Annotated in this window: 25 protein-coding genes; 18 read left to right on the top strand and 7 right to left on the bottom strand. The window is 45.7% G+C overall.

Going from position 1 to position 24405, the window contains the following annotated elements:
- Positions 1-27 precede the first annotated feature (27 nt).
- From GQF01_RS24160 to GQF01_RS24150, 3 genes are read right to left on the bottom strand one after another with little or no spacing between them, the layout of a single operon-like run.
- Positions 28-1053 carry a tetraprenyl-beta-curcumene synthase family protein gene (locus GQF01_RS24160; protein WP_161409918.1) on the bottom strand — a complete coding sequence of 342 codons (1026 nt, stop codon included), beginning with the start codon at positions 1051-1053 and terminating at the stop codon, positions 28-30.
- A gap of 31 nt (positions 1054-1084) precedes the next feature.
- On the bottom strand, positions 1085-1717 hold the full coding sequence (locus tag GQF01_RS24155; RefSeq protein WP_161409289.1) for a hypothetical protein: 633 nt from the start codon (positions 1715-1717) through the stop codon (positions 1085-1087).
- A gap of 30 nt (positions 1718-1747) precedes the next feature.
- Positions 1748-2062 (bottom strand): hypothetical protein, encoded by a 315-nt coding sequence (locus GQF01_RS24150; protein ID WP_161409287.1) that lies wholly within the window; start codon positions 2060-2062, stop codon positions 1748-1750.
- Between the two features lie 181 nt (positions 2063-2243).
- Between GQF01_RS24150 and GQF01_RS24145 the strand changes: the two genes are divergently transcribed.
- The 6 genes from GQF01_RS24145 to GQF01_RS24120 all read left to right on the top strand — a co-directional run bounded on the left by GQF01_RS24145 (position 2244) and on the right by GQF01_RS24120 (position 8677).
- Entirely contained in the window at positions 2244-3578 is a 1335-nt protein-coding gene (locus GQF01_RS24145) for a multi antimicrobial extrusion protein MatE (protein ID WP_161409284.1), read from the top strand.
- A gap of 22 nt (positions 3579-3600) precedes the next feature.
- Entirely contained in the window at positions 3601-4779 is a 1179-nt protein-coding gene (locus GQF01_RS24140; RefSeq protein ID WP_161409282.1) for an MFS transporter, read from the top strand.
- Positions 4780-4802: 23 nt separating this feature from the next.
- Positions 4803-5495 carry an ABC transporter ATP-binding protein gene (locus GQF01_RS24135; RefSeq protein ID WP_161409280.1) on the top strand — a complete coding sequence of 231 codons (693 nt, stop codon included), beginning with the start codon at positions 4803-4805 and terminating at the stop codon, positions 5493-5495.
- Positions 5492-6832 (top strand): ABC transporter permease, encoded by a 1341-nt coding sequence (locus GQF01_RS24130; RefSeq protein WP_161409278.1) that lies wholly within the window; start codon positions 5492-5494, stop codon positions 6830-6832. The genes GQF01_RS24135 and GQF01_RS24130 overlap by 4 nt, the downstream gene beginning before the upstream one ends.
- Before the next feature lie 13 nt (positions 6833-6845).
- Positions 6846-7949: an efflux RND transporter periplasmic adaptor subunit gene (locus tag GQF01_RS24125; RefSeq protein ID WP_161409276.1), complete on the top strand. Its 1104-nt coding sequence runs from the start codon at positions 6846-6848 to the stop codon at positions 7947-7949.
- Between the two features lie 80 nt (positions 7950-8029).
- Positions 8030-8677, top strand: a complete 648-nt coding sequence (locus tag GQF01_RS24120; protein ID WP_161409274.1) for a nitroreductase family protein — start codon at positions 8030-8032, stop codon at positions 8675-8677.
- Positions 8678-8721: 44 nt separating this feature from the next.
- On the opposite strand, the gene GQF01_RS24115 is transcribed toward GQF01_RS24120, so the two are convergent.
- On the bottom strand, positions 8722-10953 hold the full coding sequence (locus GQF01_RS24115) for an MMPL family transporter (RefSeq protein WP_161409272.1): 2232 nt from the start codon (positions 10951-10953) through the stop codon (positions 8722-8724).
- Positions 10954-11086: 133 nt separating this feature from the next.
- Between GQF01_RS24115 and GQF01_RS24110 the strand changes: the two genes are divergently transcribed.
- From GQF01_RS24110 to GQF01_RS24080, 7 genes are all read left to right on the top strand, one after another.
- The gene (locus GQF01_RS24110; RefSeq protein WP_161409270.1) at positions 11087-11707 is read left to right on the top strand and encodes a TetR/AcrR family transcriptional regulator; all 621 of its coding nucleotides are present in this window, start codon (positions 11087-11089) and stop codon (positions 11705-11707) included.
- A 272-nt stretch (positions 11708-11979) separates the two neighbouring features.
- Positions 11980-13080 (top strand): amidohydrolase/deacetylase family metallohydrolase, encoded by a 1101-nt coding sequence (locus GQF01_RS24105; RefSeq protein ID WP_161409917.1) that lies wholly within the window; start codon positions 11980-11982, stop codon positions 13078-13080.
- On the top strand, positions 13058-14161 hold the full coding sequence (locus tag GQF01_RS24100) for a DgaE family pyridoxal phosphate-dependent ammonia lyase (RefSeq protein ID WP_161409268.1): 1104 nt from the start codon (positions 13058-13060) through the stop codon (positions 14159-14161). The genes GQF01_RS24105 and GQF01_RS24100 overlap by 23 nt, the downstream gene beginning before the upstream one ends.
- 1 nt (position 14162) lies before the next feature.
- A complete protein-coding gene (dagF, locus tag GQF01_RS24095; protein WP_161409267.1) occupies positions 14163-14918 on the top strand; it encodes a 2-dehydro-3-deoxy-phosphogluconate aldolase in 756 nt (251 codons plus the stop codon).
- Positions 14911-15927: a sugar kinase gene (locus tag GQF01_RS24090; RefSeq protein ID WP_161409265.1), complete on the top strand. Its 1017-nt coding sequence runs from the start codon at positions 14911-14913 to the stop codon at positions 15925-15927. The genes dagF and GQF01_RS24090 overlap by 8 nt, the downstream gene beginning before the upstream one ends.
- 11 nt (positions 15928-15938) lie before the next feature.
- Positions 15939-16652 (top strand): GntR family transcriptional regulator, encoded by a 714-nt coding sequence (locus GQF01_RS24085; protein WP_161409262.1) that lies wholly within the window; start codon positions 15939-15941, stop codon positions 16650-16652.
- A gap of 80 nt (positions 16653-16732) precedes the next feature.
- A complete protein-coding gene (locus GQF01_RS24080) occupies positions 16733-18058 on the top strand; it encodes a GntP family permease (protein WP_161409260.1) in 1326 nt (441 codons plus the stop codon).
- Positions 18059-18190: 132 nt separating this feature from the next.
- On the opposite strand, the gene GQF01_RS24075 is transcribed toward GQF01_RS24080, so the two are convergent.
- Together GQF01_RS24075 and GQF01_RS24070 are read right to left on the bottom strand one after the other, a co-directional pair.
- The gene (locus GQF01_RS24075; protein WP_028556542.1) at positions 18191-18388 is read right to left on the bottom strand and encodes a cold shock domain-containing protein; all 198 of its coding nucleotides are present in this window, start codon (positions 18386-18388) and stop codon (positions 18191-18193) included.
- A gap of 127 nt (positions 18389-18515) precedes the next feature.
- Entirely contained in the window at positions 18516-19232 is a 717-nt protein-coding gene (locus GQF01_RS24070) for a class I SAM-dependent methyltransferase (protein ID WP_235960200.1), read from the bottom strand.
- A 254-nt stretch (positions 19233-19486) separates the two neighbouring features.
- Here GQF01_RS24070 and GQF01_RS24065 point away from each other — a divergent pair, with 254 nt between their 5' ends.
- The 5 genes from GQF01_RS24065 to GQF01_RS24045 all read left to right on the top strand — a co-directional run bounded on the left by GQF01_RS24065 (position 19487) and on the right by GQF01_RS24045 (position 23472).
- The gene (locus GQF01_RS24065; protein WP_161409916.1) at positions 19487-19678 is read left to right on the top strand and encodes a hypothetical protein; all 192 of its coding nucleotides are present in this window, start codon (positions 19487-19489) and stop codon (positions 19676-19678) included.
- Positions 19679-19952: 274 nt separating this feature from the next.
- Positions 19953-20789 (top strand): YjbE family putative metal transport protein, encoded by an 837-nt coding sequence (locus tag GQF01_RS24060; RefSeq protein ID WP_161409256.1) that lies wholly within the window; start codon positions 19953-19955, stop codon positions 20787-20789.
- Positions 20790-20877: 88 nt separating this feature from the next.
- Positions 20878-21060: a hypothetical protein gene (locus GQF01_RS24055; RefSeq protein WP_161409254.1), complete on the top strand. Its 183-nt coding sequence runs from the start codon at positions 20878-20880 to the stop codon at positions 21058-21060.
- 248 nt (positions 21061-21308) lie between these two features.
- Complete coding sequence (pepF, locus tag GQF01_RS24050; RefSeq protein WP_235960197.1) at positions 21309-23099, top strand: oligoendopeptidase F; 1791 nt, start codon at positions 21309-21311, stop codon at positions 23097-23099.
- 64 nt (positions 23100-23163) lie between these two features.
- Positions 23164-23472, top strand: a complete 309-nt coding sequence (locus GQF01_RS24045) for a LapA family protein (RefSeq protein ID WP_161409251.1) — start codon at positions 23164-23166, stop codon at positions 23470-23472.
- Positions 23473-23546: 74 nt separating this feature from the next.
- On the opposite strand, the gene GQF01_RS24040 is transcribed toward GQF01_RS24045, so the two are convergent.
- Positions 23547-24359 (bottom strand): DUF92 domain-containing protein, encoded by an 813-nt coding sequence (locus GQF01_RS24040; RefSeq protein ID WP_161409249.1) that lies wholly within the window; start codon positions 24357-24359, stop codon positions 23547-23549.
- Positions 24360-24405 lie beyond the last annotated feature (46 nt).

The following is a 24405-nucleotide window of genomic DNA, read 5'->3' as shown; positions in this document are numbered from 1 at the left end:
CCTCCTTCAAATTCTTGTGAATGACATTCATGATGTTGTACGGATATACATGCTATTTAGCCAGAAAAACAACCGGGTTAACGGACTATTTTTCATAAGACGCTTGGATATGTTTTTTACTTGTTGTTGTCCATTCACTTTAGGGTCCGACAAATAGAGCGCGAGCAAACCTTCGATTATCATACGATGAAATCGCGGATGTTCCAAGAACAAAATTTTGCTGCGCGCTTCCTGCACGATAAATGCAATCCTCTCAACCGTGTCCTCCATAGAGCCATAATAGCTGCAGAAGTTCAGATCTCCACCAAGAACATCTTCTTCTTGATCAATTAAATAATCAAGCAAAATATGCAGCCCACACACGTAAGGAAAATACGCCTCACGAATCGCCTCCACCTGCTTGTCATTTAACTGCGTATCGCATGCCGCCAAGAACAGCATAAACATCCCTAAAGTCGACCCCGTAGCTGCTGCAAATTCATTCCAATCAATCTGGCGATAACGATGATGATGGAGATTCCACCACTGCTGTAGCTCTGGTTCTCGCATATCTTTGCGGATATGCTTGTACACTTGTAAGTCGCAATATAAAGCAACGAAATCCCGCACTTGATCTGCGACTTGTCCATACGACGGCAGCAAATCAATACAGGATTGACACTTCAGAACAAGATCCCTTAAATAGTTGCCGTCTTCTTTCTCCTGCCTGAACGCGTAATAATCATGCAAAGGCTTTGAAGGATCTATGGCATCCAGCATCGATTGATGCAATTGTCGGAAATCTTGCGGATCTAAAGACGTGCTGCGATCACATAAATTGTCTAGATAATCGCTGATCGTCTGGAAGGCAACAATGAGCGGTATAAGTACATGGCGCATCGACAAATTGGCAGCCGCATAGACGGCGCCGCCCTGACAATGAAATTTCTTCGTTGCTATACTGGCTAAAGCTTGCGTACGCAGTTCAGTATCCGGTATGTTCTCCGCTCTTGTTTTCCACATGGAAAGCTCTTGGCCTACATCTGGCAAAATGTATCGATACACTCTGAGCATTAACCGGAGCGGACCTTGCGGAACCTTCGTACTACTTCTGTCCAATTGCTTCAAGCAGACTTCCTCCACAACTTTGTTCATAGCAATACTGCAGCAGCAGTTGCATTTCGTAGCGTTGAATATGTCTCAGCCAACTATCGACTGTTGAATTTTGAACCAGGGATACCTGAAGCTCTACTACGTCAATGAATACGCATGGATTCCAAACAGGAGAAGTAATCAGCACTTCCAGTTTCTGGCGCAACGCTTCATTATCTAGATCAGCTAAATCTTTCACACTCAAATAATCTCTTACGCAGGCAATCAAATTCGAAAAAATAGGATGATGGCCGACATCATTAAACCAATATTTCGCATTGCTATAATCGCCTTCCATCCGGTGCATAAGAGCGTGCCAATAACTGCCTGTAGCATTGGTAATTTCCTGGGCAATATCATGCGACTTGTCGAGGCTTTCATTCAGTAAATAAAGACCTGCTTTGATGGCCAAGCCATACATCTCTTGCTCCGGATTGCCTTGGATCATATTCGCCGGTAACATCGCTTCAATGTTCGCATCCATTGCTAAATCCCATTCTTCAATTGGATATAAGGCAGGCAGATGCTCCAAGAGCGGCTTCGCAATAGCTTCCAGCCAGTCTGCACCATCTTTATTGCTATGCATGCCAGTCACTCTCCCTTTCATTAGACAAACTTAATGGTGGGTCTTCGCTTCCAGATCCTGATTAATCCGGAACCAAAGGTGAAGATCATTTATAATCGATGCCAAATCAGCAATTTCAGAATTCAAACGACAGGAAGTTATGAAATCATCTTCTTGATCTAACTGGTTTTGTTTACGAATAATTACGCTCTCTAGCTTCATGATTCGGTCGGGTATGACTCCTCGAATTTGTTCCCATCGAAATAGGATTTCAACACGTACATCAGAGGGGTATGAGTCCCAATCTTGCTCTAAAGCTGGCGTCTCGATGCCAAGTCTGGCATTGTAATGAAAATAGCAGCTCATTCTTCTGAATTACCTCCTTGCAGTAAAAACATGCTGCGATAGTTCAACAAACATTCTACCTTTAAATGTATCACTTCAAACCTTGGGTTTCCAGTTAAAATTGTATGTCAACAATATTTCATTTTCTGGTATACTTAATTAACGTTTTTAGAAGGGACAATTCGTTAGGAGAGATACAGAAATGACCGCTTCAACTACGAAGAGTACGATCTCATGGAACCAGCTTATCTCCTTTTTTCTCCCCCTCGGTCTTTCCGCAACGTTAGTTACCCTCTCGCACGTTATCATTAATAGCACACTCGCCCGGGCTGATAATCCCGAATTGGTCATTGCCAGCTATGCGCTACCACTGAGTTTGTTAGGTATTACCGAGCGACCGGCCGTTCTGCTCAGACAAGCTTGTTCAGCCCTCGTCAGGGACCGCATCTCATTTCGGGCTATGGCAGCGGTTAGTTCTTATGTATTTGCTTGTATCATCCTTCTTGGTCTCATTATATGCTACACCCCCGTCGGAGAGTGGGTATTTCTTTATTTCTTTGGTGTCGAACCCGAGCTGCTAGACTCTACGATAAGTGTTTACCGCATATTGATGTACGTAAGCATTTTTTCCGGACTGCGGTGCTTGTTTCACGGCATTATTATTTTTAATATGCGGACCAAGTGGTTAACCATCGGGATGGGTGTACGGATCGTCGCTATGTATTTATTATCGTTATATTTTATTACAACAGATAATGTCACCAGCGGACGAGTTGGCGCGATTATTTTTCTACTGGGCATGGTGATAGAAGCTCTAGTAGCCATCTGGGAAGGCACTAGCTTGCTTAAGAAAGTCATTCCTGAAAAGGCGCCTGGCCATCTCATTGAAACCAAAAAACAAATTTTCAGCTTCTATAAGCCGCTCTTGTATTCATCTATTATTGCCGTCATTATCGGTCCATCAATCAATGCGGTCTTAGGAAAAACAACACATATCCACCTTGCTATATCTTCCTTTGCGATTGCCGGCTCCTTAACACAGCTGGTTTTAAGTTTTTTCTCTTATATCCATCAAATCGTCTTGAACTTCTATCGCAAAGATGCAAAATCCGTGCTGCGGTTTGTTTTGATTCTAAGCTTCATTCCTGGAGCTCTCATCGCAATTCTTGCTTATACGCCTCTTGGTCCTTGGTTTATGTTCCATGTAATGGGTGTTAATTCTGAGCTTATGTATGCCAGTCTTCGTGCTATGCGAATCTTTATGATTATGACATTAGTATTCCCTTGGTTGGATTATATGAACGGAATTATCATGCTTAGAGGACAAACAAAAATTATGATTTTCTCGCAATCAGCGAATGCTATGATAACCGTATTAACCCTTTTCATTGCCATTTGGACAGTACCCTATTGGAACGGAATGATTGGAGCATTAGCACAATCCGTTGGCACGCTAGCTGAGCTGCTGGTCGTGGTTTACGTGCTCAAACGAACGTCCGAGGATTCACAACCGAGCCTATCTTCAAAAAATTTGTAGTGAAAACGAGTGATAATCATCTATGAATACGTCTAATGTTTTAAAGTCACAACATCGGCTGCTCCGTTTGTTCACATTTTCCTTTTTTATGACAATGGGCATCGTGGTCACTTTTTTCCCCCTGTACTTTGATTACAAAGGATATTCCAAGATTCAAATTGGATTGCTGTATGCCATTGGGCCGCTGATTGGGATCGCGACAAATTTATTATGGGGTTTCTTGAGCGACCGTTTTCAAACCGTCAAAAAAAATATGATCATTCTAATCTTTGGCCAGCTCATCACAGCCATCTTAGTGTTTACTGCGGGATGGTTTTCCCTTCTGTACGTTTGTTTAGCGATGTTTTTCTTCTTTCAGCAGCCAGTGAATTCTCTCAACGACAGCCAACTCATGTTGAGTATTCGGGCAAGTGGCAAAAGCTACGCCTCTTTCCGTGTGTGGGGCTCCATCGGGTTCGCTGTATCGGCTGGAGGGTTTGGTTTGCTGCTTAGACATTACGGGACTGGACTCACGCCAATTCTATGTCTGTTCACCATTACCTGCACATTAATCCTTGTTTTCTTCTTAAAGGATGCGCGTCAAAGCGGCAAAAAAATGGCTTTAGGCGGTATGCTGAGCATTCTGCGTTCGAAGAAGTTTGTCTGGTTCTTACTATTGATCATCATTATGTCAGTCTCCCATCGCTTTAATGATGGCTTCCTTGCCCTTTATATGCGGCAGCTTGGCGCCTCTGATTCCGTGATTGGTTACGCTTGGATGGCTTCCGCACTAAGTGAAATCCCCATGTTCTTCTTTCTAAGCAGACATGGACACCGCTTCAAAGAATTACCGCTCCTTGCCTTTGCGGGTATCATTTACGCCTTGCGGTTTTTCATCATGGGTTCTATCCATAATCCCGCATGGATCATCGGCGTTCAGCTGCTACACAGCTTAACATTCGGTGTCTTTCTCATAACGGCCAATCGCTACATTAGCCAAATTATACCCGATGAATACCGCTCGTCTGGACAAGCGATTTTCGCTGTGGCTTGGTCCAGTATCGCTGGATTAATCAGCGGCATGTTAGGCGGTTGGATGTATGACGCTGTGGGGGGAAGCACGGTCTACGTCATTGCCGGCTGTTTATCGATCGTTGCAGCGATCGGTTTCCTTGCTACACATCTATTCCAAAACGATGACCGTTTGCCGGGTACCAGATAGTTTTTATTGAAGGGAATGATTACGTGTTAGCCATTGAACGGTTATCTCATAGTTTCCGCACAGGGCAAGAGGATACTCCCGTTCTGCATGAACTTAGTTTCCGGGTAGAGCAAGGCGAGATGGTCGCCTTGCTTGGGAGCTCGGGCTCCGGGAAATCAACACTGTTAAATTTAATGGCGGGCTTAATGAAGCCCACCCGAGGAAGTATTACCATCGCAGGGCATGCCATTGAAAAAATGAGCGAAAACCGCTTGGCGGAATTTCGAAGGACGCATATTGGCTTCATTTTCCAATCTTATGAATTAATAGCACATTTAACCGTCCGTGAGAACGTTGAGCTGCCCCTCGTCTTTCAAAGCATAGCGGCCTCAGAACGCAAACAGCGAGCTTTGGCGCTCCTGGAACAAGTAGGTATCCGTGATAAATCAGATCTATTCCCTTCACAGCTATCCGGCGGACAGCAGCAGCGCGTAAGTATCGCTCGCTCCCTCATTACGAAACCTGCCATCGTTTTTGCTGATGAACCTACAGGTAATCTAGATACGAAGACGGAAGCCGAGATCATCGATCTGCTCATTGATTTAAATGAGAACTCAGGCATCACCTTCGTTATCGTTACTCACGAGCATGAAGTAGCGCGCCGAACGCAGCGGATCTTACAGCTTCGCGACGGATACTTGCTGGAAGGATACGAGCAGGATGGTGAAACGGGATGAAGCTCAAAGATTACGTTCGTCTTGGCTGGGACCAGCTGCAACGGCGCAAAGTCGTTACAGCCTTATGCACCGTAGGAATCGCCATCGGCTCAGCTTCCATTATGGTGGCGCTCGGATTCGGGGAATCCATTCAGCACTACAGTCAGAAACAAATGAGCTTCTATCTCAAAACAGATGAAATTACGATCATCTCCGAGCAAAACAATGACCCGAATAGCCCTCCTAAACTAACAACGAGCAAGCTTGATCTCATTCGTACTTTTCCACATGTAAAATCCGTTGCTAGTTTTCAGGATTTAGGACAATTCTCTTTCACCGTTGATGATGGCAAACAAAGTTATCTGCATCTGATTGCCACTGAGCTAAATGCGCTGGAAGATTTCGACTCCAAATTTGGGCAAGGCGGAGCCAGTAATCAGGACAACCATATTGTACTCAATTATGGGACAACCCTCGGCGTGCTGGATGTGAAGACGATGGAAGCTAGGAATAAGCTGATGCAGCAAAATCCAACTAAAGAGCAGTCTGAAACTTACCGTCAAATGGGTGCGATCCCTTATCCGCTTTATCAGAAGCAATTGCTGCTCAAACAAGAGCAATCAGGAGGGGATCCAGGTGCAAGCCAGGCTGAACCCAGAGAAGTGACACTCCGGGTTACTGGCATTTTGAAGAAACCCGATGGTCTGCCCGACAACATGCTGCAAGGGAACAAAACGGCTTATGTCTCTCCGCAAACGGGTCAGAAAATTTTGGAAGCCTTGAACAAATCATCGCAAAACGGTCGCGTTCGATATTCCGAAGTAAAAGTGAAAATCGACAATAGCGTCAATGTCAAGCAAGTGGATGAGTGGATCAAGAAGCTTCAGCTCGATACGCAAACTAATTTATATCAAGAGGATCGGATGAAAGGCGAATTCGCTATCGTTCGATTGCTGCTCACGGGTGTCGGTCTTTTTGTGCTGTTCGTAGCCTCAATTTCCATTGTTGTTGCTATGACGATGTCCACTCATCAACGCCGGAGACAGATTGGCATCATGAAAGTACTGGGTGCGAATTTAAAACAAATCCGCAACATGTTTATTGTGGAATCATCGCTGTTAGGCATGTTAGGCGGTGTTGTAGGAATTATCCTTTCTTATTGGGTTATATGGGGCATCAATCTGCTCATTATTCGTTTCGGATCTAATGCCGGAGAGCCTGCAGAAATTTTATTTATTTCCTTTTGGATTCTTCCGGTTGGTATGTTTTTCGCTGTTATGACCGGCGTTCTTTCAGGGCTATACCCCGCAATCAAAGCATCGCGCACGGACGCGTTGACAGCAATTAAACGAGAATAGGAGTCTGCCTAGCATGAGGAAAAAGAAAACATGGGTGCTGCTTATTACAGCCCTCCTGATCTGCGGTTTTAGCGGCTTTTTATACATATCCAGCCATCCCAATGCCATGAAGAGAGCAAATACGGAAACCTCCGCGGCTCCCGATGCTCTGCAATTTAAAGTAACCAAAGAGGATTTAGTCAACAGCGTTGAAGTAAAAGGAAAATCGTCTTACGAGAAAGAAACACGTGTCTACGCGCCATTTGGCGGCGAAATTAAAGCATGGCAGATCACAGATGGAGCACAAGTTAAAAAGGGACAGCTCCTGTTTGAGCTTGATGCGACACCACTGAAAAGTGAAATCGCAACGCTGCAATCCAATTTGAAAAAGCAGAAGCTTGAGGCTGATCTTGCCAATTTCAAAGCTGCTGGGCCGGAAAGTGAAACAACCAGCCTACCAGCTGGAGCCGTCAGCGAAGACGATTCCCGTTCACGCTTTGCTGCCTCTGAAGGACGCAGAATCCAGGAGCTGTTGAATCAGGTCAACGATGAATCCAGTCAATTGCAGCTGGCAAAAAAGCAAGAGAAATTGGAACAGGCGGCTTTTGTTTCACCTGAGGACGGCATCTTCTTATTCGAGGATTCCTCCAAAATCCCCAAGTCTGTGGAAGAGAGCGTACGAATCGGTAAAATCGTGGATTTAACGAAACTGCAGCTTGTTTGCACCGTTGGCGAGTTTGATGTATTCCGGATCAAGCAAGGGATGCCCGTCCAGGTAAAAGTAGATGCTCTTAAGCAGAAAAAGCTGCAAGGCAAAGTTGAGAAGGTTTCCAAGTTTGCCAAAACTGGCACCGATCAAGGCACATCTTCTGCACAATTCGAAATAACCATATCTCTGGAACCGGATGAACAGCTTATCGCAGGACTTAGTCTTTCGGGGACGATTGAGACAGAGAAAAAAAGCGGAACAACAGTCGTTCCCACATTAGCTGTGATGCATGAGAAAGATAGCTACTACGTCATGCTGCAGACTCCGCAAGGCACAGAACGCCGTGAAATTGAGATTGGCTTAGAAACACCTGAGAAAACAGAGGTCATCAAGGGACTCAAAGAGGGCGATACGGTTGTGCTGCAGTAACAACTGTTTTATACTATAGCCTTAGGACCAAGTAATAATGATATTGAAAATGAAGCAGCAAAGGCAGGTAATTGTTTTATATGAATTATGAGGATTTTAAGACGATTGTGTTAGAGCGCCGCAGCGTTCGAAATTTTACGGAGCAGGAAGTCTCGATAGAAGATATTCGAGAAATTATCGACTGTGCCCGCTATGCGCCAAGCGATACGAACTCCCAAACGTGGCAGTTTATTGCGATACGAAATACAGAAAAGATTAAACATATCGAACAATTGACTTGGGAACAGCTTCATCTCAGAGCTTCTGAGGCCGAGCAGAAAGGTCTCTCCCGCGAAGCGCGCATGCTTGTGAAATCATTCGGACCTTATGCTACCGCGTTTTCCAATGCTCCTGTGCTGATTATTTGCTTAGCAACACCTTACGAATCGAAGTTCCGGGATCGGATTTTTGATCCGATTGAGCTTGTTGAAGATGCGGTATGGGCAGAAGAAGGAATCAAGAGTTCCTGCCTAGCCTCGCAGAATCTGATGCTTGCCGCGCATGCCAGAGGTCTAGCGACATGTCCGATGACTGGGCCTGTGTTGCTAGCCCAAGATCAAATTCGCGAATATCTGAGTATCCCCGAGGAATGTCAGATCAATATGGTCATTTCCCTTGGTCATCCGAAAGAGCGTCCAGGCAAACTGGCTCGCAAAGAAATTGATGATATTCTTCAAATTATCGACTAATGATAAGAAGGAGCTGCCGCAATTCTGCGGACAGCTCCTTTCTATTATGAGCGCGTGTCTTCCACCGCGGCTTGCGGTTGCCTTTTAATTTTACCAGGCCAGAAGGAGGCTTCTCCAAGCAGTATTGTTATGGATGGCACCAGGAAAGGCCTTACGATAAAAGTATCCAAAATAACACCAATCGCACAGATGACCCCGAATTGAACAAGTACTTGGATTGGAAGCGTAGCGAGTACTGCGAAAGTGCCTGCAAGGATTAGTCCTGCCGATGTAATCACAGAGCTGGTCGTGCTTACCCCTAGGCGGATCGCATCCTTCAGCTTTAGGCGGCCTCGCTCCTGCCATATGCTTGAAACCATGAAGATATTATAATCCTCTCCCAAGGCTACAAGGAAGACAAAAGCGTAGAGCGGAATTAATCCCTGAATAGCTGACGTGTCCATGAAATAATGCAGAATGAGCCAGCCCGCACCTAAGGCTGAGAAATACGAGAGCAGCACAGTAGCGATCAGATACACCATGGCGACGATTGATCGCAAATAAACGAGAAGCAATAGAGCAATCACGGTGATAACAATCGGGATGACTATACGTGTGTCACGTTCCACGACGGTTTTGGTGTCATACTGCGTTGCAGTCTCTCCGCCGACCCAAATCTGTGGTGTGGACAAGCCTGCTTCAATGAGTTTCTGTTCTGCTGTTCCACGAATTTCAGGTATTCTGTCGATCACAGCTAGATCATAAGGATCTTGCTTGAATATAAGCTCGAATGCTTTTACATCTGCTACTTTTTTACTATCCACTGATTTTGAAACCGATTCAACATAGGGCAGTTTTGCAAGCGCTCCTTGTACATCAATCTCTTTCCCCTCCGTGTTAACAATGACTTTCACTGGTGCCAGTGAACCCGGAGACACATGCTCGGCAAGAAGTGTAAACCCTTCGCGAGAAGGCATTGATGACGGGAACGACTCAAGGATGTTATAGGTAAATTTGATTTGGGGAGCAAATGCCGCAAGCGCTACAAGGATGATCAAACTGACCACTAAGACCCGCTTAGGCTTCTCTGTTACTACTCTCCCTAGTGCTGCGCTGAAGGCTCCAACCGCTTTCTGCTCACGCACCTTCTTACCTTTGCGAGCTTTCTTTTCTGCTCGCATTTCAGGTGTCAGCGGTATGAACGGAAAGAATGACGCGCGGCCAATAATAGCCAGTAGCGCCGGAACCAACGTTAGGCTGGCAATCGCCATAATAAGAATCGCTACGCTAAAAGGGATCGCAAAACGATGATTCGAGCCATAATGAGCAAATAAAAGCCCAAGTAAAGAAACAATGACGGTCAATCCACTCATGCCGATCGCGCCCGTTGAACCACCGAAGGACACGCGTAAAGCAGCATATTTATTCTTCTCTTCAAGCAAAGCTTGACGGTATCTAGCAACGAAGAACAAGCAATAATCCGTTCCCGCACCAAACAGCAGCACGGTCATAATTGAAATGGACTGCGCATCGACTGTAATCCACCCTTGTTTGGCAAGGAAGCCGAGGATCGGTGAAATGATGCCGTAAGCAAAGCCAACCCCTACGAGTGGAATGATGGCGAGAATCGGGGATCGGTACAGCAGTATGAGCAGCAGAAGTACCAGAAGTACCGTTGCAAGCAGCAGCGCAAAGTCCGCCCCTTTAAATAATGCGGTAGCATCCGTTTGAATACCGACAGGACCTGTTATGCGGGCATGAAGCCCTTCCTCGTTTACAGTGGCAGTGAAAGGATCACTACCGAGCTGAGCTGTCGTAACTTCCTGCAGCTTCTTCAAACTCTCTTGCAGAACCGCTGTCTCTGTCCCCTCTTCAAAAGAGATTGGCAGCACGAGCAGAGTCCCGTCTTTAGACATCATACTTTTAATTGCCGGAGTCGGCATTTGATGCAGCGGTGGAAGACCCTTTTGTGCGGTCACCGGCACTTCCATCAAGTGCTTCGTTACCTTCTGAACACCGCTGATATCCCCTTCCGTTAACCCGGATTCGCGGTACCACACGACTAGAGCAGGCACTCCTTCATCACTTGGAAAATACTCACGCATTGTATCGTTTGCTTGAAGTGACCATGAATCATCTGGCAGTTGCTGAGCTGCATTATTTTCTTGTGAATTGACGTTAGGTAAAAAGACGGATAAAATTCCAGTTAACAAAACCCAGACGACAATGGTTATCCATTTACTGCGCCGTCCGGCGACGATGGTGCCCAGCTTGCTGAATAAAGGATTTTCGTGCATATGCAACCTCTTTCCTCAAAATCCTATTTTGGTGTGTCATGGCATTGCGATATGATTTAATTATATATACCAGATAGTTAATTAATCAATGGCTTACTTAAATTTTCATTTTTTCAGAAATGGAGTACCCCATATGGAAAAGAAATCTAAACCGCTCGGCCGCCCCCGAGCTTCGCAAGGCGACATCCCACTCCCGCAAAAAATTATTCTGACAGCCATACCCATGTTTCTATCTAAAGGCTATGAATCCGTTTCGATGGATGATGTCGCGAAGGAGTGCCAGGTGACCAAAGCATCTGTCTATTACTATTATCCGTCCAAGTCTGATCTGCTGACGGCCTCCATGGTACAGTTAATGGATAATGTAAAAAGAGTCACCTTATTGCGATTAAATCAACCGACCTCTCTGCGTGAGAGATTGCTTAATATTACAGAAGCACATCTGAAAGCCATCGATTTCGACCTACATTCCTTTATGCGCAAAATGGAGGCTGTCCTCTCTGAGGAACAAATGAATATGTTGCGTAAATCCGAACAGGGCATCCTTGATGCGCTGGAGGCAGAATTCAGTAAATCCGCCGCTTCCGGCGAGATTGGTCCGGTTGATCCACGTTTTATTGCACGCGCTTATACTTCCCTGCTGATGATGGGACACGCCCGCGATGGAGAAGGCAATAAAATGTTTCCGCAGGAAAGTGTAGCGGCCACCCAAATTATCGACATCCTATGGCATGGTTTATTCCCACCTGTATAATCAAATTAAGCTGTCTCAAAGATCGGAAATGACCTGCGGGACAGCCCCCTAAACGCCAAAACATTGGCCAGTCCCCCCTTACAGCCTATACCAAAATTACCACCACAAACATTATAACGTTATATTTACTTAAGCAATGCAATATGCTAATCTAACATTATAACGTTATACTCAATTTAATAGTTTGCAACCTTCTCCTACATAGTAGGAGTACCTACAAGGAAATCTTAGTGAAAGCGTTCATAATTCGAGTTATGGAAAAGGTGACAGACATGCAGGAGCGATTCGTCCTACACAATGTTAAGCATGTAAACGGGGAATATCTCGATATTGTAATCGAAGGCGGAAAAATTGCGGAGTTGGCTGATCCCGGGCAAGGACAAGGAAAACAGATCGTTGACTACTCAGGCGCGTATGTTTCAAGCGGTTGGATTGATATGCACGTTCATGCCTTTCCTGCCTTTGATCCCTACGGCGATGAAATCGATGAGATCGGCATCAAGCAAGGTGTTACCACAATTGTTGACGCTGGGAGCTGCGGAGCTGATCGTATTGCCGAACTAGCAGCAAGCAGACAAAACGCGCTAACGAACTTGTTTGCTTTTTTGAACATTTCGCACATTGGATTACAAAGGATCGATGAATTATCCGACATGACTTGGATTAATCATGAGAAGGTTGTTGAAGCTGTGAGGAACTACGCAGACTTCATCGTCGGTTTAAAAGCAAGAATTAGCAAAAGTGTTGTTCGCGATTCCGGCATTGAGCCTTTGCGTGCTGCACGAGCACTCTCAAATGCGACCGCTCTCCCTTTGATGGTCCATATCGGTTCTGGACCGCCAAGCATCGAAGATGTCATTTCGCTTTTAGAAAAGAAAGATATCATTACCCATTATTTGAATGGGAAAGCCAATAATCTTTTTGACAATGACGGTAAGCCACTCGATGTGCTCATGAAAGCGATTGAAAGAGGCGTTCATCTCGATGTCGGCCACGGCACAGCTAGCTTCTCTTTCAAAGTTGCGGAAGCCGCGAAAAAGCATCATATCGGTTTGGACACGATCTCAACGGATATCTATCGCGGGAATCGTTTGAATGGTCCTGTTTTTAGTATGTCCAACGTGCTGACGAAATTTCTATACTTGGGTTACTCGCTTGAAGAGGTCATTGCCACAGTGACTACCCATGCTGCAAATTGGCTGAACAGACCTGAGCTTGGTCGAATTCAGGTTGGAGATACGGCGAATCTCACACTTTTTACCGTTCAGAATGAGAAGATTCAGCTCGTTGATTCTGAAGGGGACATACGCACGGCAGATCAAACAATTCAATCTAAAGGAGTAGTTGTAAATGGCGCTCTCATTAAATGCTAAATACGGTCTTAAACGTGTCATCAATGCCAGTGGACGCATGAGTATTCTCGGTGTATCCGCTCCGACCGACACAGTGATGGAAGCTATGAAACATGGTGGACAAAATTACGTCGAGATTGCTGATCTTGTAGATAAAGCCGGCGACTATATCGCCAAAATCCTTGGTTCCGAAGCGGCCGTTGTCGTCAACTCGGCATCCAGCGGCATCGCACTCTCCGTCGCGGCTGTGGTTACTCAGGGAAATCGCCGAGCTAGCGAACGGCTGCATCAGGACCCGATTGCCAAACGTGATATCATCATCCTCAAAGGTCACAACGTTCAATACGGAGCTCCTGTTGAAACCATGGTTTACCTTGGCGGGGGCAGACTCATCGAAGTTGGCTATGCCAATGAAGGTAAAGCGGAGCATATTGAAGATGCCATTACCGAAAATACGGCTGCTATTCTCTATGTGAAATCCCATCATGCTGTCCAAAAAAACATGATTTCTGTTGAAGAAGCTTGGGATATCGCAAAGCGGAATAACGTGCCTCTGATCGTAGATGCGGCTGCAGAAGAAGATATTCAAAAATATGTGAAATATTCAGACCTAGCTATTTACAGCGGTTCCAAAGCAATTGAAGGCCCTACTTCAGGTATTGTCGGCGGTAAACGCACCTATATCGAATGGCTTAAAGTTCAACTGCACGGCATAGGCCGGAGCATGAAAGTCGGCAAAGAAACTTCCTTTGGCTTGCTACAAGCGCTTGACGAATACGGCGTCAAAGAAGACAAAAGCGAGCAGGAGAAAGCAGCTTTACAAGTGCTAATGCCGCTAAGCGAATTACCAGGCATTAAAGTGACAATCGTACAAGACGAAGCAGGCCGCGCTATTTTCCGCGGACGCATTCAGATTGATCCCGAGCAAGCCGGGACGACAGCTAAGGAAGTCGTAAATGGGCTTCTCGATGGCGAAATCGCTATTTACACTCGTGATTATGGCGTGAGACAAGGCTATTTTGATATCGATCCACGTCCGCTTCAAGGCGATGATATTGAGGTTATCGCTGCTCAAATACGTAAACTAGCAGGAGGTCACTAACATGTCCAACATGGCAAAAAGACTATATAAAGGCCGCGCAGCGCTAAACGTGCTTGCTAACTCTGTTGAAAATGCAAAAGAAATATTCGAAGCCGCAGAAGGTTATGTGCTTGTCGGCGTTCTGTCGAAAGACTATCCAACCGTGGAAACCGCCGTTGCTGCTATGAAAGAATACGGCTTAGCGATTGACGAAGCCGTATCTATCGGTCTAGGAGCTGGTGACAATCGTCAAGCAGCTGTGGTTGCTGCGATTGCCAAGCATTATCCGGGCACACACATCAATCAAGTGTTCCCTGCTGTTGGTGCTACACGCGCTAATCTTGGCGAGCAAGACAGTTGGATCAACAGCTTGGTCTCCCCTACTGGCCGCGTCGGCTATGTCAATATCTCAACAGGTCCTGTGAGTGCAGCTCAACCTGAGCATGCCATCGTACCTGTCAAAACAGCTATCGCGCTCGTTCGCGACATGGGCGGAAATGCCTTGAAGTATTTCCCGATGAACGGCCTCAGCTGTGAAGACGAACTTCGCGCAGTTGCACAGGCTTGCGGCGAAGAAGGCTTTGCCTTAGAGCCAACTGGGGGCATTGACATGGAAAACTTTGAAGCGATTCTGCGCATTGCGCTTGAAGCCAAAGTTCCGGTGGTCATTCCTCACGTGTATTCATCGATCATTGACAAAACAACTGGAAAAACGAATACATCTGATGTTCGCGAACTGCTCAGCATCATGAAGAAACTGGTTGATCAACATGGCTAAGCGAATTGCTGCTTTTGGAGAGGTTATGATGCGCCTGCAGGTGCCAGGTTATGAACTCTTGTCCCAAGCCAGCTCGCTAAACTATACGTTCTCCGGTACAGGAGTGAATATCAGCTCCGCGCTTGCTCGCTTCGGTCATACCGGGTTCCTGGTCTCCAGATTGCCATCCAACTCAGTTGGAGATGCGGCAGAAGCTTATTTACGCAAATTAGGCATCAACTCGTCGATGATTACCCGAGGCGGCAACTTTGTCGGTATGTATTTCTTAGAAAATGGTTTCGGTGCGCGGCCCAGCCGTGTGACCTACTCCAACCGGCAAGAAAGCAGTTTCAACACGGCTCCGGAAGGCACTTATGCTTTTGCTGAGATTGCTCAAAATATCGATATTATCCATTTCTGCGGGATTACTCTCGCCATGAATGATAACGTGCGTCAGCATATGAAAGCTTTGGCCAAAGAAGTCAAGGCTCACGGCGGCACCGTTGTTTTCGATTGCAATTATCGTCCTGCCCACTGGGGTGAAGGCGGTTATACGAAAGCAAAACCTCATTACGAAGACATGCTTCAGCTCGCTGACATTGTCATGATGAACGAGAAAGATGCCATGTATATCCTGGGCATGCATACCGATCATACGGAACGTCAAGATCAACTGATGGAACTGATTCCAGCGGTTGCAGACAAGTATCAGATCGCTGTCATTGCAGGAACACATCGACACATCAACAGTGATAACACGCATTCCTTACGTGGATTCATTTATAAGAATCAAGCGTTCACCTTTTCTAATCTACTCACATTTTCTATCTATGATAGAATTGGTGCTGGAGATGCCTACACAAGCGGTATCGTACATGGGGAAATCGAAGGATTTTCGCCTGAAAAAACAGTCGGTTTTGCAGCTGCCGCAGGCATGCTCGCGCATACGATTGTTGGCGATACGCCAATGTCATCAGAAAGCGATATCCTGCGAGCGATGACGGAAGCTGTGGGCGATGTAGAAAGGTAGTGAACGTTTAGGTGAACTTATCTCGCAATAAACGGCCCTTATATTTGCAAATTATGAATATCCTGAAGGATCGCATCTTACACGGTGTGTATCCTTTGGGTACCAATATTCCTTCTGAACCCCAGTTGGAGCAGGAATTTAACGTCAGCAAGATTACCGTTCGCAATGCCATCAAAGAGCTGGCACAAGAGGGATACTTGGAAAAAGGCAGCGGCAAAGGAACCAAAGTGATTCGCAATGCTTCCCTGTCGAAGCTTTCCAAATGGAAACGGTTCACAGAGGTGCTTGTTGAAGAAGGCCACCAGATTCACAAGCAGTTGCTGCGCGCTGAGATTGTCTCGAATACACCAGGAACACTGCCCTATCAGCTATTTGGCGAGCAATGTTTCTATATCGAACGTCTTTACCATTTAGATGAGAAACCCTATATTCACTATTCCCATTATCTCTCCCTGCAAATGGCCTCCATCGAACTCACGGATTTGAACGAACAATCCCTCTATGAGCTCCTTGAAGACCACGGCATTGTCTTAGAGAAATATCGGGATGAATTTGCTGCTGTCACCGCTTCTTCCCATGTGGAGGACATGCTGCAAGTGAAAGCAGGCACGCCCTTACTGAACAGATTGCGATACTCCTATGATGAACAAGGCAATCTGATCGAATTCAGCGCTGGGCATTACAGTACCGAAATGCACAATTATGTAGTTAATTACGATACCTAGGAATACTGGCTGCAGCTCGTTTCCTTTTCTCGTCGACACATTGATAACGCTTACTAACTTCTTGAGAAGAGGGATCTACGATGAATATATATCTACTGATTGTTACCCTGCTTGCTATTGTCATTGTCATTCTTGGTGTAGCTTGGTGGAAATGGCATGCCTTTATATCTTTAACCGTTGCTAGCTTGTTCTTAGCGCTAATGGCGGGTCTGTCTATGGATAAAATCGTTGGCGCTTACGAAACCGGCGTCGGTGCTGTTCTGGGCCATTTGGTCGGTATTTTAGCATTAGGTACAATTCTAGGTAAAATGATGTCGGATTCCGGGGCTGGCACTCAAGTTGCCAATTTCTTTATCCGCGTTTTTGGTGAAAAACGTTTGCCATGGGCTATGCTGCTATCCGGTTTTATTATCGGGATCCCCGTATTTTTTGACGTTGGGATCGTTATGCTGCTGCCGCTTGTGATCTCCATTCACAAATCAACGAAACAAAATATATTGCTCATCGGTTTACCCGTCATTGCTGGTTTATCCATTGTACACGGTCTGGTTCCGCCTCACCCTGGTGCTATGACGGCTATCGGCATTTTCAAAGCAGATATCGGCAAAGTGCTGATCTACGCCCTGATCATTGCGATTCCAGCGGCTATCATTGCTGGCCCTCTGTTTGCCAAGTGGATAAACAAACGTGTTATTCCTGCGAATGAACCGGAGCTTCTTGATTCAAGCACGGAGCCTGAAAAATTGCCTGGCGCCGGTATTTCTTTTTTCATCATTTTACTGCCCGTATTATTGATGGTTTTGTCCGTCATTGCGCCTTACCTGCCCATACCAAGCGGATTCATGAAATTCCTTATTTTTATCGGGAATTCCGTAATCGCGCTGCTCATCTCTTGTTTCGCTGCCTTCTACTTCCTGGGCATCCGCCAAGGTATGAGCAAAAATTATATCAGCAAACTGTCCCATGATTGCCTGTTGCCTGTTGGTTCGATTATTTTGATTATCGGTGCTGGCGGCGGATTTAAACAAATCCTTATCGCAAGCGGCGTAGGTACTTCTATCGCGCAAATGGCCGAGAATATTTCGCTCTCTCCTATCGTGCTGGCGTTCATGGTTGCTGGGTTAATCCGTGTCGCGACAGGTTCAGCGACGGTCGCATTAACGACAGCCGCGGGTATTGTCTCCCCCATCGTTGAGCATATGTCTGGCGTTAATCTCGAGCTGCTCGTTATCGCCACAGGCGCGGGTTCACTGATGCTTTCCCACGTCAACGACGCTGGCTTCTGGATGGTGAAGGAGTACCTCGGACTAACCGTCAAAGAAACGTTCAAAACGTGGACCGTGCTAGAAACACTCCTATCCTTCATTGCATTCGGTACCGTGCTCATTATCGATATCTTCGTTTAAAATTAAAAGCCTGTGCACCCCCTAATTGGACGTGTGCAGGCCTTTCTTGCAGCAAAAAAGACAGTCCCACAGGGGACTGTCTCTGTTGTTTGTGCTATGACACTCTATTTATAAGTGGGGACTCCCAATTTCTTATAATTTGGTGACGTTAGCTGCTTGAGGACCACGGTTGCCTTGAGTAATATCGAACTCAACGGATTGGCCTTCTTCTAATGTTTTGAATCCTTCGCCCTGAATTGCGGAGAAGTGAACGAATACATCGTCGCCTCCATCAACAGAAATGAAACCGTAGCCTTTTTCTGCGTTAAACCATTTAACTGTACCTTTCAAATGAACAACCTCCTAAAAATATCGCCATCTATGACGAATAAGGAAATTATACCATCAGAATGGGGATAAATCAACGCATAAAAAGCTCTGGACATGCTAAAATTTGTTGATGTACCAAGGTTTTCCTCTATGCAGAGGCCATCTTAATTATGCTTAAATATTGATGGGAATTTGGTAAAAATGGTAGGCTTGCCTCTCTTTTTTCAACCAAATATCCCGCATTTGTGAGTTCATTTATTAAATCAGGCAGTCTGCTATACTCCTCTGTTCGAAAACTGAGCAGCGGATAAATCCTTACTTCTCCGCCTGACTTTGCGACGCGAATCAATTCTCGCACCGCCGCTAGATGAAAATTATAATCGAACTGCTCTTCATACAGAAAGAGAAAGTGACTGCATAGCACAAGATCAAAGGATTCTTGCTCGAACGGCAGTACCGGAAGACAAGCTGCATGGTACCTTGCCTCTCCATCATAGCTTGAGAAGTCCTCTACGAACCTTTCTAGGCTCTTTACACGTCCTGCCGTATGATTTTGAAGTGAACCATAGAACGTCCAGTCATAGACCTTCTGGAGCTTCTCCATCTTGGCCGCAACGAGCTCAATTTCTTGTCTGCCATGTTTGTCGATCTCTTCTGATGATTTCTCATACAACGGGTCAACTGCCTCCGAGAGAATGCCAAGCTTCCTTGCTTCTGTCGTAAATGAAGAAGCACCGCCAGCAACATCCAGGACGCGTCTACCTTGCAATTGTTCCGTCTGCAGCATAAACATTTTCTCATACTCGGCGAAAGATCTTGAGGTCATAGCGACCCCCGCTTGCTCATAAATCTGCTTTTGTTCCATGCTCATCTCTCCTCAGCTCTTCTAATGTGCGCAGCAACCTGCCTCGTAACCCATTTCCCTCTGGAAAGGATTAGGAGAATTTTATCATGGGGGGTCTGCCTGTGGCAATAAGGAATTCTCGAGGACCTGTTTGGAAATCAAGTCTATTTATGATACGATTGCATATATCTATAAGCTTACTACAGAAACGAGGAACAACCGTGTCAAAACAACCTTTCAAGAAACATACGATCTACAAAAAAGATAAATGGAACATGCTCAATGTTGAGGTCCAGGGAACCAAAATTGTGCTTACTGAGATCTCCGACCAGTGGGGCGAAGAGTGTCACACGTTTATCGGGCGTCCAGCGATGCTGCACTGGGCAAATGAACGATTTGCTAAGGATAAGTTCGATGGTACGGAAGAAGAATGGCAAGCGATTATGGAGGCTTTCAAAGAAGTATAAGCGGATTAGACCAAATGCCTTGACTTTCCTTCTCTATCTTTTTATAATTAAGTTACAAGTTCATACGTAATACTCCAAAGGGGAGTAGCTGATACAGTAAAGTCGTCAATTCGGATCCTCATCAGATCCCGGCTTTATTGGCAACGATTATCGTTGTTAGCAAGACCTTTGCCAAATTTTTGGTGAAGGTCTTTTTTGATGAATTAGAGCCTTCACCGGTCATCGGTGCTGGGCTCTATTTTTTTTCAAAAAAATTGCTAAAGGAGTGGTCGTTGTGGAATGGTTATCAGCAGCTTTTTTCGTTTCATTACTCAGTATTATCCTCATTGATTTGGTACTTGCAGGAGATAACGCGATCGTTATCGGTATGGCGGCACGTAATTTGGAAAAGAAAACACAAAAGAAAGTCATCTTATGGGGTACAGTAGGCGCCATCGTTATTCGCGCTCTGGCAACCCTCATCGTGGTCACACTTTTGAAAATTCCTGGTCTTCTCTTGGCCGGTGGCATCTTGCTCCTATGGATTTCGTATAAGCTGCTTAGCGAAAAGAAAAATCACGAACAAGTTCAAGCTAAGAGCAGCATGTGGGCTGCGATTCGTACGATTATTATCGCTGACGCCGTAATGGGTCTGGATAACGTAATTGCTGTCGCTGGCGCAGCTCATGGAAATTTCCTGCTAGTCATCATCGGTCTACTCGTTAGTGTCCCTATCGTGGTCTGGGGCAGCACCTTGTTCATCAAATGGATTGAAAAATATCCGTGGATCATGTATATCGGCGCAGGCGTACTCGCATTAACAGCAGGTAAAATGATTACCGGCGAGAAGTTCCTCTCCCCTTATTTTGCTTCAAATCCGCTTGGCAAATGGCTGCTTATCGGTCTGCTTGTTATCATCGTGCTTGCGGCAGGCAAATGGTCCAAAATGGTTGGTTACCTCGTAGAAGTCGGGGACCGCGGACAATTAAAACTGCCTAAAGAATTAAGCGATGAAGCGCAAATTGCTCCGGAGGATCGTTTTACAGTAAAGATGGATTCTCGTGGGAAGTTAATTCTGGTAAAGACAGAAGAGGATGAAAATCCAGATGAAACGATGCAGCATGCCGGCTGAAAAAGGAGTTTGCCTATAGGTAGCGAAAGTTACTATCATGCAGTAGTTAGCATGCGTCATATTCTATAGGGATAAGGATGATTCACCAATGACCGATTCCGGTTCTATACTCACATTTGTACTCGTATCCTTCTGTCTTGCCATCATTTTGATTATAAAAAAAGACAGCCTTCCAGCTAGAATGAAACGGTACCTTGCCTTGCTCGCAATCGTCATGGTCTCGTTATCGTTTGTACTTATCTTGATCAGCTTCTTTGGCGCTGGAAAGTAAATTTACTTCCTTCCAGCTTTTTCTTATAATCATAAATGAGTGGGTTAACGGTCATACTAGGTGAAAACCATGAACTGGGTTTAGATCAAGAAACCCCCACATGGGCATAAGCCGGGAGCGTGACCGTAATGCGCTGGATCTATGTAACTGCGGCAATGGGACTTCTGCTCAGCTCTGTCCCAGCAGCCGATTTGCATGCGAAGGAAAACCGTTTACCCCAAACTCAAAACAAGGACAGGAGGGCTCCCATGGCTCAACTATTGGAACGCAAACAAGTACCTGCCGAGCACCGTTGGAATCTGGAAGATTTATTTGCCGATGCGAAGGCTTGGGAAAAAGAATTTCAAGATGTTAAAGGCTCCATCAGCAAAATCAGCGCCTTCCAAGGAAAACTTAACGACGCCGCTGCCGTCAAACAATGTTTCCAATTGGAAGATGAGGTCTCTCTGAAGACAGAAAGACTCTATGTGTATGCCAACATGAAACATCATGAAGATACAGCAGAGCCTACTTACCAGGCCTTATCCGATAAATCGAAAAAAATCAGTGTCGAAGTGGGCGAAGCTCTCTCCTTCATTTCGCCGGAAATTTTAAGTTTATCTGATGAAAAGCTTCAGCAACTTGTGAACGATCCTTCTTTATCTTTTTATAAAGACACGCTCGAAGAAATGATTCGTCAGAAGCCGCATACGCTATCCAAAGAACAGGAAGCACTGCTCGCTCAAGCTGGCAATATGGCGGGAGCACCAAGCACAATCTTCGGCATGCTGAACAATGCTGATTTGAAGTTCCCGAAAGTGAAGAACGAAAAAGGTGAGGAAGTCGAACTCACTCACGGAAGCTACATTCAATTCTTGGAGAGCCGTGATCCGGAAGTTCGGAAGAATGCCTTCCAAGCTGTTTACGAAACATACCGCAACAATAAGAACACGATCGGCGCTACGCTCAGCGCTAATATTAATAAAAACATTTTTTATACCAAAGCGCGGCACTATCCTTCCGTACTGGAATCGACCCTTTTCGGCGATAACATCAAGAAGGAAGTCTACACCAACTTAATTTCCACCATTCACGACTCTCTTCCTGAAATGCAGCGTTATCTGAAGCTCCGTAAAAAGCTGCTGAAAGTCGATGAATTACATATGTATGACCTCTTTGCTCCGCTGGTTGAAGAGTTCAAAATGGATATCACTTACCAGCAAGCCAAAGAAGAAATCAAGAAAAGTCTTGCCCCACTTGGCGAAGATTACTTAAAAATTCTTCAAGACGGTTTCGACAACCATTGGATTGACGTTTATGAGAACAAGAACAAACGTAACGGCGCATACAGCTGGGGTGCGTACGGCACACACCCTTACGTGCTGCTGAACCACAAAGACAATTTAAACAGCATGTTCACCTTGACGCATGAAATGGGTCATGCCATCCATTCCTATTTGTCCGACGCCAATCAAGAGTACCGCTATGCGCAGTATACGATTTTCCTTGCAGAGGTCGCTTCTACCCTGAACGAGGCGCTGCTCATGGATTATTTATTGAAGCGCGTGACGGATCCAAAAGAGAAGCTCTATCTGCTGACTTATTATGCGGATCAGTTCCGTACTACGGTTTTCCGTCAAACGATGTTTGCCGAGTTCGAGATGATTACACATGAGAAATCTGAGCAAGGCGAGTCCCTTACACCTCAAGAATTCAGCGAAATCTACTACGGCTTGAATAAGCTGTACCATGGCAATGACATGGTCGTAGATCAGGATATTGAGATGGAATGGGCACGTATTCCTCACTTCTATAACAGTTTCTATGTTTATAAATACGCAACGGGCTTCTCGGCAGCAACTAGCTTTGCGAAGCAAATTCTGGATGAAGGCCAGCCAGCCGTTGACCGTTACTTGGGCTTCCTGAAAAGCGGCGGCAGCGACTACTCGCTGAATATCCTGAAAAAAGCCGGCGTGGACATGTCAACACCAGAGCCGATCAAGCAAGCCATGAGCGTCTTCAGTTCCTTGCTCGATCAGATGGAAGAACTTACGAAGTAAGAACAAGAGCGAGGTTGGAGGCGCAAGCCTTCAACCTCTTCTCCATGGAAAGGATGAATGCTGGATGAAGATGCAATGGATTCTGATCTGCGCATTATTATTCGCCCTTATTACAGCCGTTTTCGCGGTTGTGAATGTCGAACCGGTGCTAGTAAATTTCATATTTGCCCAAACATCCACGCCACTCATTCTCGTTATTCTAACCTCCACATTATTAGGTGGGCTGATTGTCGGTCTCTTCGGAATGGTTCGTCAGTACAAATTGCATCGTAAAGTAAGACACTTAGAGAAACAGTTGCACGATGCTGTCCTGCCCCCAGCCGCGCAGCCAGTGAAAGACACGGCAAGTGAGGCGTCCCCGACCGTGCATTAGTGTAAAAAAGTGCAGCAAATCTATTGAATTCGAAAATTCATAAATTTGCTGCACTTTTTTTATATGTTATAAGGCTATATCGATACTAGCAATAATACGCAGCACACCACACCGCCAACCAGCGAGGAGAGTGCATTTACCCGATCATTGGTCATAAAGCGGAAACCGCGTATTTGCTTAGCACTCTGACCACAATGGACTTCTTTCTCAATTGTTTTCCCGCATACCGTACACTGATACATCACTTGCCATGTTGCTCCTAACCAGGAATCAGCCAATGAACCAAGCAAACCTGAAATGGCTCCAAATAGGATTAGAACAGGAACGGAGACTGTTTCGTAACCCATATCACCTAGACTGCTGAACCAACCGCTGAGCCAGCCAATGAAGGCTCCTCCCACCACAGAAGCCAACACGCCAATCGTGCTAATGCCACCTGATGTTCCGGCTGGAACGGGCTTCCAATTGCGAATCGACCTCGGTGCTGAAGGACTCATTCCGCCAATTTCCGTTGCCCACGTATCCGCCGTGACAGTTGCCATCACGCCAACGAACAACGCCCACCAAACAGGATCAGGCCAAATCGCATTGCCTATACAAAGCACTAAGCCAAGCCCGCCGTTAGCAGCAACTTGTCCGGCATCGCGCCTTCCGCCTTTGGCATATCCGCTTTCCGCAGCAGCTTTACGCTTATGCTTAAGCTTCGATAAGATGCTCGAAGAGATAAAAAAGGCGATCAACGTCCCAAACCAAGCCAAGTCTCCAAAGACAAACATCAAGGTCCCAAGAACAACCGCCGAAATCAAACCAGATACTGAGAGCGATCCTCTCCAGTAAGCTGCGCCTGCAATGAGCAAACTGCCAGCTAACCCCCAAATCCATTCCATTTAAACACCTCAATTTCCACTTATTATTGTAACATAATACGGTATT

Origin of the sequence: Paenibacillus silvestris (assembly GCF_009882985.1) — a bacterium.
GTDB lineage: Bacteria > Bacillota > Bacilli > Paenibacillales > NBRC-103111 > Paenibacillus_E > Paenibacillus_E silvestris.
Note: the sequence above shows the minus strand (reverse complement) of the source record. Positions and strands in the feature narration are given on the sequence as shown.

Bases quoted from the DNA above. Each gene is read 5' to 3' on its own strand.
- GQF01_RS24160 (WP_161409918.1), bottom strand. From the start codon at position 1,053: ATGCTCAGAGTGTATCGATACATTTTGCCAGATGTAGGCCAAGAGCTT.
- GQF01_RS24155 (WP_161409289.1), bottom strand. From the start codon at position 1,717: ATGCATAGCAATAAAGATGGTGCAGACTGGCTGGAAGCTATTGCGAAG.
- GQF01_RS24150 (WP_161409287.1), bottom strand. From the start codon at position 2,062: ATGAGCTGCTATTTTCATTACAATGCCAGACTTGGCATCGAGACGCCA.
- GQF01_RS24145 (WP_161409284.1), top strand. From the start codon at position 2,244: ATGACCGCTTCAACTACGAAGAGTACGATCTCATGGAACCAGCTTATC.
- GQF01_RS24140 (WP_161409282.1), top strand. From the start codon at position 3,601: ATGAATACGTCTAATGTTTTAAAGTCACAACATCGGCTGCTCCGTTTG.
- GQF01_RS24130 (WP_161409278.1), top strand. From the start codon at position 5,492: ATGAAGCTCAAAGATTACGTTCGTCTTGGCTGGGACCAGCTGCAACGG.
- GQF01_RS24125 (WP_161409276.1), top strand. From the start codon at position 6,846: ATGAGGAAAAAGAAAACATGGGTGCTGCTTATTACAGCCCTCCTGATC.
- GQF01_RS24120 (WP_161409274.1), top strand. From the start codon at position 8,030: ATGAATTATGAGGATTTTAAGACGATTGTGTTAGAGCGCCGCAGCGTT.
- GQF01_RS24115 (WP_161409272.1), bottom strand. From the start codon at position 10,953: ATGCACGAAAATCCTTTATTCAGCAAGCTGGGCACCATCGTCGCCGGA.
- GQF01_RS24110 (WP_161409270.1), top strand. From the start codon at position 11,087: ATGGAAAAGAAATCTAAACCGCTCGGCCGCCCCCGAGCTTCGCAAGGC.
- GQF01_RS24105 (WP_161409917.1), top strand. From the start codon at position 11,980: ATGCAGGAGCGATTCGTCCTACACAATGTTAAGCATGTAAACGGGGAA.
- GQF01_RS24100 (WP_161409268.1), top strand. From the start codon at position 13,058: ATGGCGCTCTCATTAAATGCTAAATACGGTCTTAAACGTGTCATCAAT.
- dagF (WP_161409267.1), top strand. From the start codon at position 14,163: ATGTCCAACATGGCAAAAAGACTATATAAAGGCCGCGCAGCGCTAAAC.
- GQF01_RS24090 (WP_161409265.1), top strand. From the start codon at position 14,911: ATGGCTAAGCGAATTGCTGCTTTTGGAGAGGTTATGATGCGCCTGCAG.
- GQF01_RS24080 (WP_161409260.1), top strand. From the start codon at position 16,733: ATGAATATATATCTACTGATTGTTACCCTGCTTGCTATTGTCATTGTC.
- GQF01_RS24070 (WP_235960200.1), bottom strand. From the start codon at position 19,232: ATGGAACAAAAGCAGATTTATGAGCAAGCGGGGGTCGCTATGACCTCA.
- GQF01_RS24065 (WP_161409916.1), top strand. From the start codon at position 19,487: ATGCTCAATGTTGAGGTCCAGGGAACCAAAATTGTGCTTACTGAGATC.
- GQF01_RS24055 (WP_161409254.1), top strand. From the start codon at position 20,878: ATGACCGATTCCGGTTCTATACTCACATTTGTACTCGTATCCTTCTGT.
- pepF (WP_235960197.1), top strand. From the start codon at position 21,309: ATGGCTCAACTATTGGAACGCAAACAAGTACCTGCCGAGCACCGTTGG.
- GQF01_RS24045 (WP_161409251.1), top strand. From the start codon at position 23,164: ATGAAGATGCAATGGATTCTGATCTGCGCATTATTATTCGCCCTTATT.
- GQF01_RS24040 (WP_161409249.1), bottom strand. From the start codon at position 24,359: ATGGAATGGATTTGGGGGTTAGCTGGCAGTTTGCTCATTGCAGGCGCA.